Genomic DNA, 19,113 nt, shown 5'->3' on the forward strand with positions numbered 1-19,113 from the left:
GCAGGCGGCGTCGTTTAGGCTCGGAGCATGCCAGTCGACTATCCGGACCTCGTCATCTTCGACTGCGACGGCACCCTCGTCGACACGGAACGCATCTCCGTCCGGGTGAACCTGCAGCTCCTCAACGAGGTCGGCGGCGACTACACCGAGGCGGAGGTGCGGGAGCTCTTCGTCGGCGCCTCACTCGAGACGTACGCGACGCTGGTCGAGCAGCGCCTCGGGAAGCCGCTCGAGGCCGACTGGATCCAGCGCTGGAGCGACATGTTCCGCGGCATCTGCGAACGTGAGCTCGAGGCCGTCGACGGGGTCGTCGACGCCCTCGACGGTATCGCTGCGACCGGGGTGCCGCTGTGCGTCGCCTCGAACGGGATGCTGCACGACGTCGTCCGCAACCTCGGGCAGGTGGGCATCCACGACCGCTTCGACGGGCGCATCTTCAGCGCGACCGACGTCGCCGTCGGCAAGCCCGCACCCGACCTCTTCCTGCACGCCGCCGCCGACTTCGACACGGCCCCCGAGCGGTGCGCGGTCGTCGAGGACAGCGTCGTCGGCGTCCTGGCTGCCCGTGCGGCCGGCATGACGGTCTACGCCTACGCCGGCGGCATGACGCCCGCCGAGCGGCTCATCGGCGACGGCACCCACGTCTTCGACGACATGCGCCTGCTGCCCGACCTCATCCGCGACACCTGGGCGGCCTCCGCGGCACGCTAGCCGTGCCGCGCTAGCTGCGACTGCGGAGCTCCGGGAAGCCGTCCTCGTCGTCGGGGATCGGCTGCGCCGCGACCGTCGGTGCCGGCGTCGCATCGGACGGTTCGAGATCCTGGGCCGAGGCGTCCTGCTCCTCGGCGCGACGTCGGGTGCGTTCGCCGCCGCGCTTGACCGCGCGGTCGAACAACTGCGGGCCGGTCGTCGCCAGGCGCCTCCAGGGGAGGGTGCCCTCGATCTCGATCTGCAGGGAGAAGCTCAGCAGGGTGCGGATGACGACGATGATCGCGAGGACGAGCGCGTCGGTCAGCGACGGCGTCGACGTGACCGTCTTCACGAGGTCTGCGGCCACGAGGATCTCCAGCCCGAGCAGGATGACCGAGCCGATCGTCTCCCGCAGCATCCGGAAGGCCCGAGCGCCGTCGCGCGTGCTCCACCACAGGCGGGCCGAGAGGGTGACGGCGATCACGAAGCCCACGACCATCGCCCCGACACCGGCGACCTCGAAGACGATGGTGACCAGCTCGAAGAAGTCCATCCCTCCATCATCCTCGCCCGCCCGCTGGACGGGAAGCCGGGCCGACCCGCTAGGGTGGTCGCGAGTGACACGGGGTGCCGATCCCACGACGATCGGCTGAGAACACACCCGTCGAACCTGATCTCGTTAGTCCGAGCGAAGGGATGTCGCGAATGAGCGTTCGCACACCGCAGCAGTCCGCCCACCCGTCCACCGACGACTCGTCCGTCGGCGAGTTCGCGAGCGCGTCCGGGGACCTCCTCGAGCGCCTGCGAGAGCACACGCCGCTCGTCCAATCGATCACGAACGCCGTGGTGACGAACTTCACCGCGAACGTCCTGCTCGCCCTCGGCGCCGCCCCGGCGATGACCGACATCCCCACCGAAGCCGGGCCGTTCGCCCGCATCGCCTCCGGGGTGCTCCTCAATCTCGGGACGCCGCAGGCGGAGCAGCGCGAGGCGATGGTCGAGGCCGCCTCCGCCGCGAACGACGCCGGCACACCGTGGGTGCTCGACCCCGTGGCCGTCGGCTTCCTACCGGTGCGCACGGCGCTCGCCGCCGACCTCCTCGACCTCCGGCCGACGATCGTCCGCGGCAACGCCAGCGAGATCATCGCCCTCGCCGGACTGGGCGCCGGCGGTCGCGGGGTCGACAGCACCGACTCGGTCGACAGCGCGATCGAGGCGGCCACCGCGATCGCCCGCACCTCGGGCGCCGTCGTCGCGATCTCCGGCCCGACGGACGTCATCACCGACGGTGAGCGCATCGTCCGCTGCTCGAACGGGCACGCCTGGCTCACCCTCGTGACGGGCGGCGGCTGTGCCCTTGGTGCCGTACTCGCCGCCTTCGCCTCACTCGACGACGACCGGTTGCTGACGACGGTCGCGGCGACCACCGCGTACACGGTCGCCGCGCAGCTTGCGGCTGCGGAGAGCCGCGGCCCCGGCTCCTTCGCTCCCGCCTTCCTCGACCGCCTCCACCTCCTCGACGCCGACACCGTCCGCAGCCTGGCGGTGATCGCGTGAGCGCCTCGACCACCGCGGACCGGGTCCTCGCGGCCCGTTCGCACGCCGAGCTCGTGCGCCGCGGCATCGCCACCTACCTCGTCACGGACGCCTCGGCCAGCGGGGATCGCGGTGTCCTCGACGTCGTGCGCCGAGCCGTCGACGGCGGGGTGACCGCGGTCCAGCTGCGGGAGAAGACCGCGTCGGCGCGAGCGCTGTTCGACCTGACCGTGCGTGCGGCGGAGGTCGTCGCCGGTCGGGCGCTGCTCCTCGTCGACGACCGGGTGGACGTCTTCCTCGCGGCCCGTTCCGCCGGTGCCGTCGTCCACGGCGTCCACGTGGGTCAGAGCGATCTCCCGGTCGACGCCGTGCGTCGTATCGTGGGGCAGGCCGCCGTCGTGGGACTGACGGCGAACACCCCGGCGCACCTCGACGCGGTCGCAGCGCTGTCACCCGGGACGGTCGACTACCTGGGCGTCGGCGTCATCCGCCCGACGACGACGAAGCCGGACCACCCGGCGCCGCTCGGCGTGGAGGGGTTCGCCGCGATCGCCGCCGCGACCCCGCTCCCGTGCGTCGCCATCGGTGGGGTGTCACTGGACGACACGGTCGAGCTCCACGCCGCCGGTGCCGGTGGTCTCGCCGTCGTCTCCGCCATCTGCGCCGCCGACGATCCGGCGGCCGCCGCCCGGGCGTTCCGCAGCGCCTGGACCGAGGTCTCGGCATGAGCGCCGTGGAACCGTCGACGACGCCGGAGTCGTCGAACTCGAACCGGGTGCACGGTCGACGACCCGTCACGATCCGCGAGACACCCCGGGTGCTGAGCATCGCCGGGACCGACCCGACCGGTGGTGCCGGGATCCAGGCCGATCTCAAGAGCATCGCCGCGAACGGCGGATACGGCATGGCGGTCGTCACCGCGCTCGTCGCGCAGAACACCCGGGGCGTCCGGTCCGTGCACACCCCGCCGGTCGGGTTCCTCCGCGAGCAGTTGGACGCGGTCGCGGACGACGTGGTGATCGACGCGGTCAAGATCGGGATGCTGGGCGATGTCGCGATCATCGACACCGTGTCGAGCTGGCTGCAGGAGACCGAGACCGGACCCGTCGTCCTCGACCCGGTGATGGTGGCGACGAGCGGCGACCGTCTCCTCCACCGCGACGCCGAAGCGGCCATGCGCGCGCTCCTGCCGCACGTCGACCTCGTGACCCCGAACCTGCCGGAGCTCGCCGTCCTCGCGGCCGAGCCGGTGGCGACGAGTTGGGCCGACGCACTCGCGCAGGCGGAGCGGGTCTCGGTGCAGGCGGGCGTGATCGTGCTCGTGAAGGGCGGGCACCTGACGGGGACGACCGCGTGCCCGGATGCGCTCGTCGACGCCACCGGTGGTCTGGGCGACGACGGATCATTCGTCGAGTTCGACGGTGCGCGGGTCGACACGGTGAACACCCATGGGACCGGGTGCTCCCTGTCGAGCGCGATGGCCACCCTCGTCGCCCGGTCGGGGTCCTGGACCGAGGCGCTCGGCGAGGCGAAGGCGTGGCTCACGACGAGCCTCCGGCACGCGGACGCGCTCGAGGTCGGCTCGGGCAACGGCCCGATCAGCCACTTCGCCGAGCTGTGGGCAGCGGGCGGGACGACCTCACGGCGGCAGGGCGGTGCCGACATCGTCGCGGACTGGTGGGAGGAGATCGCCAAGGTGCGGACGCGGATCGATCACCTGCCGTTCGTGACGACGCTCGCGGACGGCACCCTCGATCCGGCCCGGTTCGCCTGGTACCTGCAGCAGGACGCGATCTACCTGCGGGCGTATTCCCGGGTCCTCGCACGAGCGAGTGCCTTGGCGCCGACGGCCGAGGAGCAGGTGTTCTGGGCGACCGGCGCGGCGAGCTCGATCGAGGCCGAGATGGAGCTGCATCGCACCTGGCTCAGCGCGTATGCCGTGAGCGGTATGGAGGTGGAACCATCGGCGACGACCACGGCGTACCTCGACCACCTGCACGCGGCGACGGTCGACGGCGACTACGGGCGGGTGGTCGCCGCCGTGTTGCCCTGCTACTGGATCTACCAGGATCTCGGTGAACGGCTCGTCGACGCATCGCACGCGGAGCACCCGTTCGCCGCGTGGCTCGACACCTACGCCGACCCCGCCTTCGCGACCGCGAACGCCCGGGCGATCGAGATCGTCGCCGGGGCGGCAGCTCGCGCGGACGAGACCGGCCGCGACACGATGCGTCGGGCGTTCCTCGCCTCGGCCGCTCACGAGGAGGCCTTCTTCGCCGAGCCGATACGATGAAGGCCGGATCCGCCGCCGCGGTCCCGGACCACGACGAGAGGCCCCTGATGCTGACGAGCAACGAGTACTTCGACGGCAACGTGAAGTCGATCGGCTTCACCACGAACGAGCCCGGTGCGGAGTCGGCCAGTGTCGGAGTGATGGAGCCGGGGGAGTACACCTTCACCACGGGCAAGGCCGAGGAGATGTCCGTGATCTCCGGCAAGCTCCGCGTGCTGCTGCCGAACACGAGTGCGTGGCAGGACTTCGGGCCCGACGCGCAGTTCAGCGTCCCGGGGAGCAGCAGCTTCCAGGTCGAGGTCGAGGTCACCACGGCGTACCTCTGCCGTTACCTCAACATCTGAACGCCCTTCGACACTTCGACAGGCTCAGTGCGGCGCAGCTCAGGGACCGGTTGGGGTGCGCCCTCCGAACGGCTCAGGGGCCGGTTCGGTTCGTCCGAGTGTCCCGGCTCAGGACCGGTCGACGACCTCGAGCGTGAGGACGACGGTCGAATCGTCTGAGCTGTTCGTCAGTGTCACCGTCGTGCTCCCGACCTCGACCGGCTGCAGACCGGGGTTGAAGGACGCGCCGCCGCGGGAGCCGCCCGGCACGTACTCCGCGATCGACGGATCCTCGATCTCCGCGGACCACACGGTCGGATCGACGGCGACGAGGTCCACCACGTTGTCGAGGCCGACGGTGACGGTGCGGCCGTCCTGATCGACGAGCTGCACGATGACGGGTGCGATCACGCCGGCCTCGCTCGCGGAGCTCTGACCGGAGGGTGAGTCCGCGCCACCGGTGCAGGCGCTCGTGCCGAGCACCGCTCCGACGATCGCGATCACGGTCAGCCCACGGGTGGCACGGCGCATGGCGGTCCTCTCTCGACGTGACCTCACCCTACCGCCGGGCGACGGAGGACCTCAGGACCGCAGGGCCAGCGCGTCGGCGGCGGCGCTGAGCCGACCGTCCTCCATGACGAGCACCTGGTCCATGCGGTCGAGGTGGCTCCGATCGTGGGTGACGAGCAGCGTCGCGGCGCCCGAGGTCGCGGTGAGTTCGAGGATGAGCTCGATGATCGCGGATCCCCGCTCGTGGTCGAGCGCACTGGTCGGCTCATCCACGACGAGGGCGTCGGGCTCGTTCATGAGGGCGCGCGCGATGTTGACCCGCTGCCGCTGACCACCCGAGAGCTGATGCGGCCGCTTGCCGGCCTGGTCGGCGAGCCCGACGGCGGCGAGCAGCATCGTGGCCCGCTCGCGGGTGCGCGTCCGGTCGGCCCGCGACGTGCGGCCGCCGAGCGTCCCGAGGACGCACAACTGCTCGAGGGCCGTGAGCGACGGCAGCAGGTTGGCCTGCTGGAACACGATGCCGAGCCTCGTGCGGCGGAAGTCGGTGGCCGCACGGCGGTCGAGGGAGGTGACGTCGACCCCCGCCACCTCCACGAGGCCGCTGTCGGGCCGGATGAGGCCGGCTGCGACGGCGAGCACACTCGACTTCCCGGAGCCCGATGGCCCGGTGAGCGCGGTGACGGTCCCGGCCGGGACGGTGAGGGTCGCGTGGTCGACGGCGGTGACGCGGTGGTCGCCGTCGGGGAAGGTGATGGTGACGTCGGTGAGCGAGATCATGCGGAGACTCCGATGGTGACGAGGGCGGGTGCGAGGAAGGAGACAGGGAGGTCGGGCGCGTTCACCGGTTGCCGCCGAGCGCGGTCAGCGGGTCGGCCGAGAGGATGGACCGCAGGGCGAACGCCGCTCCGATCAGACCGAGGGCGATCATGATCACCCCGGGCACGAGCGTCGTCAGTGGGCTGAGCACGAAGGGCAGTGCCGTGCCCGCCGCGGAACCGAGTGCGGCGGTGATGCCGATGCCGAGCCCGACACCGATGACGAGGAGGACGAGCGCCTGGCCGAGCGCATCGAGCGACAGCCGACGGGTCGTCGCGCCCAGCGCTTTGAGGATCGCCACGTCGCCCGCGCGCTGCATGGTCCACACCGTGAAGAAGGCTCCGATGACGAGCGCGGAGATCCCGAACAGCATGGCGACCATGAGGAGGAGCGATCCGATCTCGGAGCGGAACGAGCCGATCGCGAGCAGGGAAGACAGGACGTCCTTCGACACCGTGCCGGTGGCCTGCTCCGCCTCCGTCACCGCTTCGGCGCTCGGGTTCCCGGCGATGGCGAGCGCGGTCGCTCCGTCGCCGGGGGACCCTTGCGCAGCCTGCAGCGACCGCCACTCGGCCAGGCTCGTCCAGACGACCGGCGTGTGGCTGTACCACTGGTCGTCGACGACCGATCCGACCTCGAGTTCGCTGCCACCGATCGAGACGGTGTCGCCTCGGGAGACGTGGAGGGCCTCCGCGGCGGTCCGGCTCAGGCGGGCGGTCCCGTCGGCGGGCACGTCGACGGTGCGACCCGCGACGGCGTCGCCACTGATCCCGAACAGCGCCACGGAGGTGCGCGCGTCGTCCGTGGTCATCCGCGTCTGGCCGATGCCGAGTTCCTGGACACCGTCGACTCCGGGGACCGCAGCCCACGTCGTGGCCGCGTCCGCGTCGATCGCGGAGTCCGCGAACGTCGCCTGCTCGCCGTCGGACGGGGCCGCAAGGACGATGCTCGACGCACCCAGCCCGGTGATCGCCGAGATGTTCTGGTTCGCCAGCCCTGCGGTGAGGCCGCTGAGGAATCCGACGAGCAGGGTGATGAGGGCGACGACCGCCCCGATCAGCACGAAGCGACCGGTGGCGAAGCGCATATCGCGCCAGGCGACGAACATGGGGACTCCTTGTCAGCCGTCCTACGGCGTCTCCGTGGTGCGGCAGGATTCCAGCCTCGTCGCGTCGCCGACTCCGGGCATCGTCGGACGGGACGGTCCTCCGGCGCTGGCGGGTGGAGGCGACGTTCCACCTTTCTGATGATTCGCGAGGACGATCCCCGCCGTACGCTGGGCGGATGAAGCACTCGGCACTCAGCCCCGTGTTCACCGGCCTGCAGCTCGGCCTCCACGGCCTCGTCACCGCACTCATCGTGCTCGTGATCGCGCGATCCGTCTCGGTCGGTGGCCAGGCGGCCCTTGCGGCGATCGTCTTCGCCGTCGTCACGCTGCTCACCTACGCCGCCGGCGCGACCCTCGGCGGTCGGGTCCGCCGTGCGGTGGCCGCCAGCGGAGGGACCGACCGCGCCACCGCTCCGGCGGGCGTTCGGCGAGGTCGGGTGTCCGTCCTCGCCTGGCTGGTGCTGCTCAGCGTCGAGTGGGTGGTCCTCGTCCTCCTCAGCCCGGATGCCGCCTACCTGGTCTTCCCGTTGTTCTTCCTCTATCTGCACCTCCTCCCCAGGGCCGTCTCGGTGCCCGCCGTCGTGATCGCCACCGTCGCCGCGGTCGTCGCGATCGGCCTGCACGCCGGCTTCAGTGTCGGGGGAGTCGTCGGCCCGCTCGTCGGTGCGGCCGTGGCCGTCGCGATCGGACTCGGCTACGAGGCGCTGGCCCGGGAGGCGGCCGAGCGGGAGCGACTCATCGCCGAGCTCGTCGCGGCACGCGAGGAGCTCGCCGAGCGCGGTCGGCAGGCGGGGAAGCTGGCGGAGCGCGAGCGCCTCGCCGCAGACCTCCACGACACGGTCGCCCAGGCCCTGTCGAGCATCCAACTGCTCCTGCACGCGGCCGAACGCTCCGCCGCCGAGCGGCCGGGCACGGAGCAGCTGCGTTCGCACATCGGGCTGGCCCGGGACGCCGCGGCGACGGCTCTCGCCGAGACGCGCAGCCTCATCGACGAGCTGAGCCCGCCGGCGTTGGTGGGTGCGACGATCGCGGACGCGCTCGGTCGGCTCGCCGAGACGACGACCGCCCAGAGCGGCACGCCGGTCTCCACGACGGTCACCGGCGATGCGTTCGTCCTCGGCACGCCGGTGACGACCGCGCTCCTCCGGGCTGCGCAGAGCAGTCTCGCGAACGTCGTCCGGCATGCCGGAGCGAGCCGGGCGGACGTCACCCTCACCTACCTCGACGAGGAGGTCATCCTCGACATCGACGACGACGGGGTGGGGTTCGATCCGGCGAGGGTCGCCGAGCGCACTGCGGGCGGTCCGTTCGGCATGACGTCCATGCGCCGCCGCATCACCGAACTGGGTGGCGAGGTCGAGGTGCGCAGTTCGCCGGGCGCCGGCACGACCATCACCGTGCGGTTCGCGGCACCAGGAGCGGAAGGGGACGCCCATGCGTGACGATGCGACCGATGCCGGCGAGCCGCCGGTCATCCGGGTCGTGGTGGCGGACGACCACCCGATCGTCCGAGCCGGACTCCTCGCGGTGCTCGCGCCGATCGCCGACATCGAGGTGGTCGGGACCGCATCGACCGCAGCCGAGGCTGTGGCCGCCGCACCCGGCGCCGACCTCGTCCTCATGGATCTGAGCTTCGGCGATGGTCCGACGGGGATCGATGCGACGAGGGAGATCGCGTCGCTGCCGGACGGCCCGTCGGTCCTCGTGCTGACGAACTACGACTCCGACGCCGACATCCTCGGCGCGATCGAAGCCGGAGCCGCGGGGTACCTGTTGAAGGACGCCGCCCCGGAGGACCTCATCGACGGCATCCGCTCGGCGGCCGGCGGGAACTCGGTGCTCGGGCCGGCGGTGGCGACCCGTCTGGTCGCCCGGGTGAGTGCACCGCAACAGGCGCTGAGCGCGCGGGAGATCGAGGTGCTCGCGCGGGCGGCCGAGGGGCTCACCAACCTCGAGATCGCCGGGCGATTGCATGTCGGGGAGACGACGGTGAAGTCGCATCTCGCGCACATCTACACGAAGCTCGACGTGTCGAACCGCTCGGCGGCGATCGCCGCGGCCCAGCGCGCCGGTCTCTTCCGCTCCCGCTGAGCGCCCTTCGACAGGCTCAGGGACCGGCGCATCCGGTCACTGAGCTTGTCGAAGTGTCGCAGGACGACGGCCCGGAGCTACGCCCCCTTGACCTGCTCGTACGCCGCGAGCGCAGCCTGCCTCGTCTCGCCGAGGTCGACGATCGGCTCGGGGTAGTCGGGCGTCCCGAACTCGGGCACCCACCGCTTGATGTACGCGTCGTCGGCGTCGAAGCGTTCGCGCTGTCGCTCGGGGTTGAAGATCCGGAAGTAGGGCGAGGCGTCGAAGCCGCTGCCGGCCACCCACTGCCAGTTGAAGGGGTTGGACGCCGGGTCGGCGTCGACGAGCGTGTCCCAGAACCAGTCCTCGCCGAGCTTCCAGTGGATGAGCAGGTTCTTGGTGAGGAACGACGCCGTCACCATCCGGATCCGGTTGTGCATGGTGCCCGTCGCCCACAACTCCCGCATGCCGGCGTCGACGAGTGGGATCCCGGTCTTGCCGGTCTTCCACGCGTCGAACGCCTCCTGGTCGACGTCCGGCCAGGGGAACCGGTCGAAGGCCTGACGCCAGTTGCGCGTCGCGAGGTCGGGGAAGGCGAAGAGGCAGTGGTAGGCGAACTCGCGCCAGCCGAGCTCCTTGAGGAAGGTGGCGCCGTCGTCGCCGAGGTGTCGGCGTCCGTCGCGGGCGGCGTACCAGATCTGCGGCGAGCTGATCTCGCCGAAGCGGAGGTGCGGGGAGAGCCCGGAGGTCGACGGCTGGGCCGGGTAGTCGCGATCCTCGGTGTAGCCGGAGACGCCACCGCCGAGGAAGTCGGCGAGCCGTGCGTCGGCGCCGGCCTCGCCCGGCGTCCACTGCTCGCGCAGTCCCGCAGCCCAGTCGGGCTTCGTCGGGAGCAGGTCCCAGGACTCGAGCTCGTCGCCGGCGGGCGGCTCCGACATCGACGTCAACGTGGTGGGCGCGGGGAGCGGGTGCCTCGGCGGGTTCGCCGCGTGTCGCTGGAGCGACGCCTTCCAGAACGGGGTGAAGACGGAGTACGGCTGGCCCTGGCCGGTGACGATCTCCCACGGTTCTGCGAGGAGGTTCGCGGCGAAGCTGCGCGCGTCGAGGCCGGCATCCTTCAGCTCCGACTTGATCCCGGCGTCGATCTCCCGCTCGGCCGCGCCGTAGCGACGGTTCCACAGGACGGCACCGGCACCGATCGAGTGGGCGAGTTCGGGCACGATGGTCGCCGCGCTCCCGGACCGCAGGAGCAGCGTGCCGCCGAGACCACGGATGTCGTCGCCGAGCGCATCGAGGCTGTGGTGCAGCCACCAGCGGGACGCGCCGCCGAGCGGCCGCAGCTCGTCGCTGTCGTCGAGGACGAACAGGCAGAGGATCGGTGAACCGAGCTCGACGGCCGCGTGCAGCGCGGGGTTGTCCGCCAGGCGGAGGTCGTCACGGAACCATACGATCGTCGGTGCGGCAGCCATCCCGTCAGCCTACGCGGACGATCCGTTCGAGCCGCGGGGTTGACCGAACCCGCCCGTTCCGGTCATCGTGCCGTCCGGTGTCACCGAATTGGTCGAGGTGCCCGCTCAGCTCAGCGCGGCCTCGCGGTCGAGCAACGACCGCTTGACGTCGAGTCCCCAGGCGAACCCGCCGAGCGTCCCGTCGGTCCGGAGGACGCGGTGGCACGGGACGAACAAGGCGGGCGCGTTCGTCGCGCAGGCGCTCGCCGCAGCGCGGACCGCCGACGGCCGCCCGCTCGCCGCGGCGAACTCCGTGTAGGTCACCGGGTGTCCCGCGGCGATCGTCCGCAGCACCGTCCAGGCGTGCGTGCGGAACGGGCCGCCGAACTGGGCGACCGGCACCACGTCGATCGCCGTCAGGTCGCCGTCGTAGTACGCGCGGACGGCGTCCATCGCCCCGATCGTCCCCGCCACCGTCTCGCCGGGGCGGTCGGCGGGTCGGATCCGTTCGAGCATGACGTCGATGTCGTCGGACCACCCTGAGGAGAGCACCGCCCCGTCCTCGCGCGCGAGGATCGTGAAGGGGCCGTCCGGGGTGTCGACGGTCTGGCTGGTCGCGGTGAGCTGTGCGCCGGACACGTGGCCGTCACCGCGGCGGATCCTCGTGCTGGAGATGACGGTGGTCATGCTGCTGGACCTTTCTCGAGGGTTGATGGTGCGGAGGACGGTGCCGGTGTGGAGGCCGCCTTCCACAGATGGAGGCAGAGATAGGAGCGCCACGGGGCGAAGGCGTCCGCTTCCGCGGTGAGGGCGCGCGCGTCGGAGGGCAAACCGAGCCGGCCCGCACCCGTGCGGACGGCGACGTCGCCGGGCAGGAAAGCGTCGGGGTTGCCGAGCACCCGCATGCTGACGTAGTCGGCCGTCCACGGACCGATCCCCTTCATGGCGAGCAGGCGGGCTCGGAGCTCGTCACGGTCGTCACCGAAGCCGATCGCGAGTTCACCGGACACGAGCGCCCCTGCGACGCCGAGCAGGCTGTCGATCCGCGCTCGGGGCCCGACGAGTGCGGCCTCCCCGCCGTTCGCGATCTGCGACGCCGTCGGGAAGAGCCGGTGCAGTCCGTGTCGTTCGGGGACCGTCGTGCTCACCTCGTCCGCGAGACGACGGAGCTGGGTGCGCGCCGCGGCCACGGTGATCTGCTGCCCGACCATCGCCCGGACCAGCATCTCCTCCGGGTCGACCGCCCCGGGGAGTCGGATGCCCGGTGTGGCCGCGACCGAGGCGGCGAGACGCGGGTCCGTCGCGAGGACGGCGTCGGCGGACGTGGGGTCGGCGTCAAGGTCGAAGAGCCGACGGACCCGCGAGACGAGCACCGGCAGGTCGGCGAGGTCCGTCACCTCGGCGGTGAGTCGGAGCTCGTCGCCGACCTGCCGGACTTCGAACCACGCCGTGCCACCGGGGAGGGCGAGGAGCCGGGCGTAGTGGTCGGGGCCCGCGAGCTCGACGCCGTCCACCGCCCGTGGGGCGAGCCACGCGAAGACGCCCGCTGCGTCGAACGGGCGGCGGAACGGCAGGGTCAGGGTGATCGAGCCGGGGGCGTGTTCGCCGACCGTCCGGTGTTTCGCGCGCAGCTCACCTGGGGTGAGCTCGAACACCTCCCGCATCGTGTCGTTGAACTGCCGGATGCTCGAGAACCCGGCGGCGAAGGCGATGTCACCGAAGGGGAGGTCGGTGCCGGTCAGCAGCTGTCGAGCACCCTGCGCACGGTGGGCACGTGCCAGCGCGAGTGGACCCGCGCCCAGCTCGGCGCTGAGGATCCGTGTCAGATGGCGGCTCGAGTACCCGAGACGCGAGGCGAGCCCGGGGACACCTTCGCGTTCGACGACGCCGTCGGCGATGAGGCGCATGCTGCGCGCGGCGACGTCGTTACCGAGGTTCCAGGCGGGCGTGCCCGGGACGGCCTCGGGCAGGCACCGTTTGCACGCGCGGAAGCCGGCCTCGTGCGCTGCAGCGCTCGTCGCGTAGAAGGTGACGTTCTCCGGCTTCGGGGTCCGAGCCGGGCAGGACGGCCGGCAGTAGATCCCCGTGGAGCTCACGGCCGTGATGAACTGCCCGTCGAAGCGCTGGTCGCGGGCTTGGATCGCGCGGTAGCGTTCGGCGAAGTCCATGCTCCGGGTGTCGTCCATGATCCGAGTCTGACATGCGCCACCGGGTCGGACGAGCGGAAATCGGACACGACAGTGGGGGCCGTCCGCGTCGGGTCAGTCGGCGCGGCTCACGCTCCGCGGAGCTTGTCGCTGAGCGCCGCGAGGGTCGCCATCTCCTGCGGGCTGAGCGAGGTGGTCACGCGTTCGGCGATCGTCGCACCGTGGGCGATGGCGACCGCACGGTAGACCTCGTATCCCGCGTCGGTCATGCGGACGAGGGTGCCGCGGCCGTCGTCCGGGTCGGGGCATTTGCCGACCAGCCCGCGCGCGACGAGCCGGTCGACCAGACGGCTGATGCTCGGCTGCGAGAGCAGCACACTCGAGTTGAGGTCGCGCAGACGGATGCGACGATCGGGCTCCCGCGACATCGTGTGCAGGACGTCGTACTCGTTGAGCGAGATGCCGTGGCTCGGGAAGTCGTGCGAGATGTGGCGCATCACGTCGACCTGCGCGCGGAAGAGTGACTCCCACGCGGCGATCGCGAGTCGCCTCTCGTCCATACCTGCTCCCGCTGCCGTCCGACGATCCACCACCTGAATCTATCCTGGACGGACGTCGAGCCGCGCGTCGGGACGAGGTGGTTGCGATCCGTATCGTCTCCGGACATGACGAGAGCCGGTCGCAGAGGCTACGACCGGCTCTCTTTCCCTTGCACCAAGAGTGTCCTGCAATCACATTCCGTCAGCTGCCACAGCAAAACAACTAACGTTCCAAAACCATATAACGGATCGGTAACGAGCGGTAGTTATCAGAACGTTATTTTTACTGGGAGTTGTCCGAGTGTGCTACCAGCGCGGAGCGCGAACGCAGGACGAACCCCTGGAAGCCGGACGCAAGCCGATCCGCGTTCCTGTCGCAGCGCGGACCCTGCCGTCGGGTCAGTCCTGGGAGCCGCTCGGGACGACGTCGATCACGCGGACGGTGATGGACGGAGCGCCCTCGCCGGGGGACGAGGGGAGCCGGTCCGCGATGGCGCGGTGGACCGCCTGCGCGACGGCAGGGGAGGCCGCCTCAGCTGCCACGGAGATGTTGGTGTGGACGGTCAGGACGCCTGTGACGCGCCTGACGCTCACCCGTGTCTGCTGATCGGGCGAGCCGAGCAGTGCTCCGACGCCCTCCTTGGCGGCCCGGAGCAGTGTGGGCTCGACGGCGGTCAACCCGTCGACGCCCGGTACCGCCAGCACCACGTCGTCGAGTGAGCTCGCGAGCGCTCCGAGATCGTCGTCCGTCTCCGTCAGGTCATGCATCGTCCCCCACCTCTCCGATCTCGTCGGCCTCGAAGTGCAGGTCGTCGACGACGATGTCGAGTCCTGCCACGACGAGGTCCGTGTGCTGCTGGAGGCTGGCTGCGACCTCCTCGCGGAACAGCGAGACCGTCTCGGCGACCGACTTGCCCCAACCGATGCTCACGGTGACATGGAGCATGATCGGTTCGCCGACCACGGTGACGTCGCCCTCGAGCACGCAGCGACCCACGAGCACGCCGGGGGTGCGGTCGCCGGCACCGCGGACCAGCCCGCGGACCGTGCCCTCCGTGATGACGAGCGCCGCGTCGTCGTCGGATGCGGCGAACGGGATGTCGCGCCCGGCCTTCGCCTCGCGGCCGATGTTCTCCATGATCCCGCGGATCCAGTCCTGGTCGAGCGCGGTGACCGCCGCCTCGTCCGCCTCCCGCAAGGGCGTGGCAAGCGCGCGGACGCGTCGAAGCGACCGGAGGATCCGCTGGCATTCCGGTGAGTCGTCGATCGACGGGTCGGCCGGCAGCATGTCGCGTTCGAGGTAATCCGTGAGGGCGTCGATGCCGTGCGCGCAGCCGCCCGGCTCACCCGGTCCGGGGCCCGGAATATCGGTGTTCATCGCCACCCCTCCATCTCCTTGACCAGTGTCGCCCGAGCCCGTGCGAGACTCCCTCGGACGCTGGCGACGCTCTGCCCCAGTTGTTCGGCGATCTCCTCGTACGAGTATCCGCCGATCTCGCGGAGCACCCAAGCCTGGTGCTGTCCGTGCGGCAGTCTGTCGAGTGCTGCTGACAGTGCTCCCAGCTGCGACGATGCCTCGGCCTTCCGTTCGGGTCCGTCGCGCTCCGGGGCCTCGATGATGGCGTCGTCGGTCGACTCGGTGTCCTTGCGCTGCCGCATGAGGTCGATCGCTCGACGGCTGACGATGCGCATCAGCCAGCTCTTGACCATCGCGCCGTCCTCGAGCGTGTCGATCCGCTTCCAGGCCGAGATGAGCGCCTCCTGGACGACGTCGTCGCCGTCCGCCGAGGAACGCGTGAGTCGCACGGCGTACGCCTTCATCATCCGGCCGTAGCGCGTGATGAGCACCTGGAACGCGCGGGTGTCGCCGTCGACGCACCGTTCGACGAGGGTGCGGTCGGTCGCCTGCTCGAGGAGGCCGACCGATGTGCGCATTGGATCAGCTCCCACCGTCGCACCACCTCTCTGTTCCGGCCCGAGGCGACTTCCGCCGATTTCGTCGTACCGGACCGTGACATCAGCGGGTCGGGCTCCGTCTCACTACTGTAGGCACAGAGCGGCGGTCCATGTGAACGCCCCCAGCACCACGACGGCATCATCACCGAGGAGACCGCACCATGAAGACCCCCAAACTCCGGTTGCCCGGGTTCTCCTCCACCCCGGAGGAACGCGAAGCCAGGCGCGCCAAGCACCAGGAAGCCAAGCAGGAGCGTGCGGCGAAGGCCGCCGCATCCTCCCCGCCGTCGGCCGCCGTGGTCGCCGCCCTCCAGCCGTCGGCTCCGAGCGTCCGTATCAACGCGTTCCGGATCGGACTCGTGGGTGGCATCGGCGTCCTCGTCGCGCTCGTGATCGGGAGCATCGTGTCGCAGCTCAGCACCACGCTGATCTACGTCGGCGTCGCGCTCTTCATCGCGCTCGGCCTCGACCCGCTCGTGTCATGGCTCGAGCAGAAGCTGCCGCGCGGCCTCGCCATCGCCGTCGTCTTCCTCGCCGTGATCGGCGCGTTCGTCGGGATCATCTTCGCCATCGTGCCGTTGCTCGTGACGCAGATCTCGAACTTCGTGAGCGACTACCCCCGGATCTCCCAGCAGTTCCTCAACAGTGACTTCGTCGCGTGGGTGCAGAACACGATCGGGAACACGCTCGACATCGACTCGGCGCTCAACGACGCGTTCTCCTTCCTCAAGGACCCCAACAACCTGCTGAACATCGGTGGCGGCATCGTCGCGGTCGGAGCGGGGGTCGCGTCGGGAATCACCGGCTCGATCATCGTCCTCATCCTGACCCTCTACTTCCTCGCCTCCCTGCGGTCGATGAAGGCCGTCACGTACCGGTTCCTCCCCGCCTACCGCCGCGAGGGCTTCGCGCAGGTGCTCGAGGAGATCACCCAGGCCGTCGGGCGCTACGTGGTCGGACAGGTCGGACTCGCCTTGGTCAACGGCGTGCTGAGCTTCATCTTCCTCAGCATCATCGGAGCGCCGTTCCCGCCGCTGCTCGCCCTGCTGGCGTTCATCGGATCGATGATCCCGCTCGTCGGCACGCTCAGCGCCTCGATCGTGAACAGTGCGCTCTGCCTCTTCGTCTCGCCGGTGACGGCACTCATCGCGATCATCTACTACCTGATCTACATGCAGATCGAGGCGTACTTCCTCAGCCCGCGCATCATGAACAAGGCGGTCGCCGTCCCCGGAGCCCTTGTCGTGATCGCGGCGTTCGGTGGCGGCGCCCTCGGTGGCATCCTCGGAGCCCTCGTCGCGATCCCGGTCGCCGCGTCGATCATCATCATCGTGCAGAAGGTCATCTTCCCGAGCCAGGACTCCAAAGTGGTACCGGAGAACAAACTCGGTGACGCCGAGACGGCGGCCGTCGGCACGAGTGCGGCGGCGAAGTGATGGCGGCCACGTCGTTCCCGGCCCTTGCGGCCGGCGCCCTGCTGCTGTCTGGTACAGCCGGTGTCGTCGCGCAGTCCGCCCGCACTGCGGTCGACATCGACATCCCCACGATCAGTGTCACGCCGTACCAGGCGATCGGCATCCCGATCGCGCTCGTCGGAGCGTTCTTCCTCGCGGTCGGGACGCAGTTGCAGTCCCGCGGTGTCGGCAAGGTGGAGGCGGCGTCGTCGGCCTTCGGTCTGAAGCAGCTGCCGCAGCTCCTCGGGCGTCCGTCCTGGCTCATCGGGACGTTGCTCCTCGGCCTGGCGATCGTGTTCCAGCTCGTCGCGCTCGGCTTCGCTCCGCTCATCGTCGTGCAGCCCCTGGGGGCGATCGCCCTCGTGATCACGGCGCTCCTGAACGCCAGGGTCACCCGGGTGAAGATCACGAAGGAGCAGACCCGCGCGATGGTGCTCTGCGTCGCCGGTATCGGTCTCTTCGTCATCGTCGCGGCGCTGTACGCGGTGGAGGAGCCGATCCGTCAGCCGCAGCTCATCATCATCCTCATCATGCTCGCGGTCGTGACCGCTGCACTCGCGGCGGCGTACGCCCTGTGGCGGCGGAAGCTGCACACCGTCTTCTACGTGGTCGCAGCCGGTGTGCTGTACGGCTTCGTCGTCACGCTCGCGAAGGTGGTCATCAACCGGGTGATCACGCAGAACTTCGAGGGGCTCACCGTCGTCGGCATCATCGGCCTGCTCGTGGCCGCCGGGCTCGGTGGCTTCTTCGTCCAGAAGGCGCACCAGAGCGGGCAGCCGGACCTCGTGGTCGCCGGACTCACCGTCGTCGACCCGCTCGTCGCGGTCGGCATCGGCATCGTGGTGCTGGGCGAGGCTTCGAACGCCCCCTGGTACGCCCTCGTGCTGTTCGTCGTCGCCGGAGCGGTGGCCGTGTTCGGCGTCTGGAAGCTCGCGATGCGACCGGTCCCGGCTCCCGGCGACAAGCCGAAGAAGCCCCGCGTCATCTGACGCAGAACCTTCGACGGGCCCGGTGAGTGGAACACCCACGCACCGGGCCCGTCGTCTCGTCGGTGGGGCCGCCGAACCGGCTCAGAACAGGTCGGGCGACGGGGTGCTGGCGTAGCGGATGGAGACGTCCGCGTGGCGGTCGAAGCGGTAGCCGACACCGCGCACGGTGCGGACGATGTCCTCGTAGCGGCCGAGCTTGGCGCGGAGGCGACGAACGTGGACGTCGATGGTCCGCTCGTTCGGAACCTCTTCGTCGTCGCCGGCGCGCCACAGCGAGGAGATGAGCTCCGCGCGCTCGATCGTGCGTCCCTCGCGGAGGACGAGGTACTGGAGGAGCTCGAACTCCTTGTACGTGAGCGGCGCGGCCTCGTTGTCGAGTACCAGGCGCTTTCGGGAGATGTCGACGACGACACCCGCGTGGGCGCGGTCCTGCTCCTCCTCGTCGACCTCGTCACGGTGGGCCGCGAGTGCCGAGGGGTCCTGCAGGGCGAGCCGGACGACGTCGAGGTCGCGGCCGCCGGCACCGCGCGGGGCCAGTGCGACGGCTGCGTGCGTCTCGGCCTCCGGGGCGAACTGGGCGGTCAGGGCCTTGATGGCCTCGACGATCTCACCGAGGCTCGTGCCGGCCGCCGCCGCCTTCGCCTCGTCGAGGCCGACGTAGAGGACGAAGCCTCGGGCTTCGGGGCCGGCCGGAACAGCACGGACGTGCGGGGTCGCGGCCCGAGGTGCGTCCTCGACGGCGGCGAGCTGGCGGGTGGGGCGGGTGGTCTGAACGGCTGCAAGAGACATGGGTGCGAGGTCCTCGGGAGTGATGATGCTGCGACGGATCGTGCGCGGTGCGCTCGGGGTGATCCCGCTTGCCGGTGGGCAGTTGCGGTCCCGCGATCCGGGAAGTGGCGCGTCGGCCGGGTGCGGACGGGGTGCGTCCGGGAGTCGGCTCACCTGGTGGGGGAGCGGCGGACTCGGAGGTGCTGGGAGCAGTGGAGCGGATCCGTGTGGATCGCTACCGGTGCTGGAGGAGTCGGATCAGCGACACATTCGACAGCACATGACAGCGCGGCCGGGCATCATCATGCCGGCGTTCCCAGGGGCCTCGAAGGAGGTCGGGGTGGGCGCGTTGGTCGTCATAGTCCGCAATACAACAGGAATCCCCCGGATCCTGTCAAGTGCGAGCAGAAGATGACGTTCTGTTACTCGGGGATTGCCAGCTGGCGGCACAACTGAGATGAGGCGG

At 70.5% G+C, this 19,113-nt stretch carries 21 protein-coding genes and 1 riboswitch; of the genes, 9 read left to right on the forward strand and 12 right to left on the reverse strand.

Annotated elements, in window-relative coordinates; all coding sequences use genetic code 11:
- Positions 1-27 precede the first annotated feature (27 nt).
- Positions 28-711 (forward strand): HAD family phosphatase, encoded by a 684-nt coding sequence (locus RWN05_RS17660; protein WP_071258626.1) that lies wholly within the window; start codon positions 28-30, stop codon positions 709-711.
- 10 nt (positions 712-721) lie between these two features.
- Here RWN05_RS17660 and RWN05_RS17665 read toward each other — a convergent pair whose 3' ends face one another.
- Positions 722-1,243, reverse strand: coding sequence for a DUF1622 domain-containing protein (locus tag RWN05_RS17665; protein WP_071258628.1), 522 nt, complete (start codon positions 1,241-1,243; stop codon positions 722-724).
- A 60-nt stretch (positions 1,244-1,303) separates the two neighbouring features.
- A riboswitch (TPP riboswitch) is annotated at positions 1,304-1,404 on the forward strand.
- Between RWN05_RS17665 and thiM the strand changes: the two genes are divergently transcribed.
- The 4 genes from thiM (at position 1,396) to RWN05_RS17685 (ending at position 4,863) form a co-directional block, all read left to right on the forward strand.
- The gene (gene thiM, locus RWN05_RS17670) at positions 1,396-2,247 is read left to right on the forward strand and encodes a hydroxyethylthiazole kinase (RefSeq protein WP_314140555.1); all 852 of its coding nucleotides are present in this window, start codon (positions 1,396-1,398) and stop codon (positions 2,245-2,247) included. Its footprint overlaps the riboswitch before it by 9 nt.
- Positions 2,244-2,954: a thiamine phosphate synthase gene (gene thiE / locus RWN05_RS17675; protein ID WP_240555554.1), complete on the forward strand. Its 711-nt coding sequence runs from the start codon at positions 2,244-2,246 to the stop codon at positions 2,952-2,954. Before thiM ends, thiE begins: the two co-directional genes overlap by 4 nt.
- The gene (locus RWN05_RS17680) at positions 2,951-4,519 is read left to right on the forward strand and encodes a bifunctional hydroxymethylpyrimidine kinase/phosphomethylpyrimidine kinase (protein WP_153303517.1); all 1,569 of its coding nucleotides are present in this window, start codon (positions 2,951-2,953) and stop codon (positions 4,517-4,519) included. Before thiE ends, RWN05_RS17680 begins: the two co-directional genes overlap by 4 nt.
- Before the next feature lie 47 nt (positions 4,520-4,566).
- The gene (locus tag RWN05_RS17685; protein WP_064296149.1) at positions 4,567-4,863 is read left to right on the forward strand and encodes a pyrimidine/purine nucleoside phosphorylase; all 297 of its coding nucleotides are present in this window, start codon (positions 4,567-4,569) and stop codon (positions 4,861-4,863) included.
- 108 nt (positions 4,864-4,971) lie between these two features.
- On the opposite strand, the gene RWN05_RS17690 is transcribed toward RWN05_RS17685, so the two are convergent.
- The 3 genes from RWN05_RS17690 to RWN05_RS17700 form a co-directional block, all read right to left on the reverse strand.
- Positions 4,972-5,373 (reverse strand): hypothetical protein, encoded by a 402-nt coding sequence (locus RWN05_RS17690; protein WP_314140556.1) that lies wholly within the window; start codon positions 5,371-5,373, stop codon positions 4,972-4,974.
- Positions 5,374-5,424: 51 nt separating this feature from the next.
- The gene (locus tag RWN05_RS17695; protein WP_314140558.1) at positions 5,425-6,129 is read right to left on the reverse strand and encodes an ABC transporter ATP-binding protein; all 705 of its coding nucleotides are present in this window, start codon (positions 6,127-6,129) and stop codon (positions 5,425-5,427) included.
- A 61-nt stretch (positions 6,130-6,190) separates the two neighbouring features.
- Entirely contained in the window at positions 6,191-7,276 is a 1,086-nt protein-coding gene (locus RWN05_RS17700; protein WP_079003311.1) for an ABC transporter permease, read from the reverse strand.
- Between the two features lie 176 nt (positions 7,277-7,452).
- Here RWN05_RS17700 and RWN05_RS17705 point away from each other — a divergent pair, with 176 nt between their 5' ends.
- Entirely contained in the window at positions 7,453-8,718 is a 1,266-nt protein-coding gene (locus RWN05_RS17705) for a sensor histidine kinase (RefSeq protein WP_314140559.1), read from the forward strand.
- A complete protein-coding gene (locus RWN05_RS17710; protein ID WP_314140560.1) occupies positions 8,711-9,367 on the forward strand; it encodes a response regulator transcription factor in 657 nt (218 codons plus the stop codon). Before RWN05_RS17705 ends, RWN05_RS17710 begins: the two co-directional genes overlap by 8 nt.
- A 77-nt stretch (positions 9,368-9,444) precedes the next feature.
- Here the strand turns inward: RWN05_RS17710 and RWN05_RS17715 are convergent, their stop codons facing one another.
- From RWN05_RS17715 to RWN05_RS17745, 7 genes are all read right to left on the reverse strand, one after another.
- Positions 9,445-10,815 (reverse strand): deoxyribodipyrimidine photo-lyase, encoded by a 1,371-nt coding sequence (locus RWN05_RS17715; protein ID WP_314140561.1) that lies wholly within the window; start codon positions 10,813-10,815, stop codon positions 9,445-9,447.
- A gap of 105 nt (positions 10,816-10,920) precedes the next feature.
- The gene (locus tag RWN05_RS17720; protein ID WP_314140562.1) at positions 10,921-11,481 is read right to left on the reverse strand and encodes a methylated-DNA--[protein]-cysteine S-methyltransferase; all 561 of its coding nucleotides are present in this window, start codon (positions 11,479-11,481) and stop codon (positions 10,921-10,923) included.
- Positions 11,478-12,980: an AlkA N-terminal domain-containing protein gene (locus tag RWN05_RS17725; protein ID WP_314140563.1), complete on the reverse strand. Its 1,503-nt coding sequence runs from the start codon at positions 12,978-12,980 to the stop codon at positions 11,478-11,480. Before RWN05_RS17725 ends, RWN05_RS17720 begins: the two co-directional genes overlap by 4 nt.
- 89 nt (positions 12,981-13,069) lie before the next feature.
- Positions 13,070-13,501 (reverse strand): MarR family winged helix-turn-helix transcriptional regulator, encoded by a 432-nt coding sequence (locus RWN05_RS17730; RefSeq protein WP_064294625.1) that lies wholly within the window; start codon positions 13,499-13,501, stop codon positions 13,070-13,072.
- Positions 13,502-13,879: 378 nt separating this feature from the next.
- A complete protein-coding gene (locus RWN05_RS17735; protein WP_314140564.1) occupies positions 13,880-14,248 on the reverse strand; it encodes a hypothetical protein in 369 nt (122 codons plus the stop codon).
- Positions 14,241-14,858 (reverse strand): hypothetical protein, encoded by a 618-nt coding sequence (locus RWN05_RS17740; protein ID WP_064294648.1) that lies wholly within the window; start codon positions 14,856-14,858, stop codon positions 14,241-14,243. The genes RWN05_RS17735 and RWN05_RS17740 overlap by 8 nt, the downstream gene beginning before the upstream one ends.
- Positions 14,855-15,415: an RNA polymerase sigma factor gene (locus RWN05_RS17745; RefSeq protein WP_314140565.1), complete on the reverse strand. Its 561-nt coding sequence runs from the start codon at positions 15,413-15,415 to the stop codon at positions 14,855-14,857. The genes RWN05_RS17740 and RWN05_RS17745 overlap by 4 nt, the downstream gene beginning before the upstream one ends.
- 182 nt (positions 15,416-15,597) lie before the next feature.
- On the opposite strand from RWN05_RS17745, the gene RWN05_RS17750 reads away from it, so the two are divergent.
- Positions 15,598-16,872: an AI-2E family transporter gene (locus tag RWN05_RS17750; RefSeq protein ID WP_079003303.1), complete on the forward strand. Its 1,275-nt coding sequence runs from the start codon at positions 15,598-15,600 to the stop codon at positions 16,870-16,872.
- Complete coding sequence (locus tag RWN05_RS17755) at positions 16,872-17,879, forward strand: DMT family transporter (RefSeq protein WP_079003302.1); 1,008 nt, start codon at positions 16,872-16,874, stop codon at positions 17,877-17,879. The genes RWN05_RS17750 and RWN05_RS17755 overlap by 1 nt, the downstream gene beginning before the upstream one ends.
- Positions 17,880-17,960: 81 nt before the next feature.
- Here RWN05_RS17755 and RWN05_RS17760 read toward each other — a convergent pair whose 3' ends face one another.
- The gene (locus tag RWN05_RS17760) at positions 17,961-18,668 is read right to left on the reverse strand and encodes a winged helix-turn-helix domain-containing protein (RefSeq protein ID WP_079003301.1); all 708 of its coding nucleotides are present in this window, start codon (positions 18,666-18,668) and stop codon (positions 17,961-17,963) included.
- Positions 18,669-19,113: the final 445 nt, after the last annotated feature.

Origin of the sequence: uncultured Plantibacter sp. (assembly GCF_963518075.1) — a bacterium.
Classification (GTDB): Bacteria; Actinomycetota; Actinomycetes; order Actinomycetales; family Microbacteriaceae; genus Plantibacter; species Plantibacter flavus_A.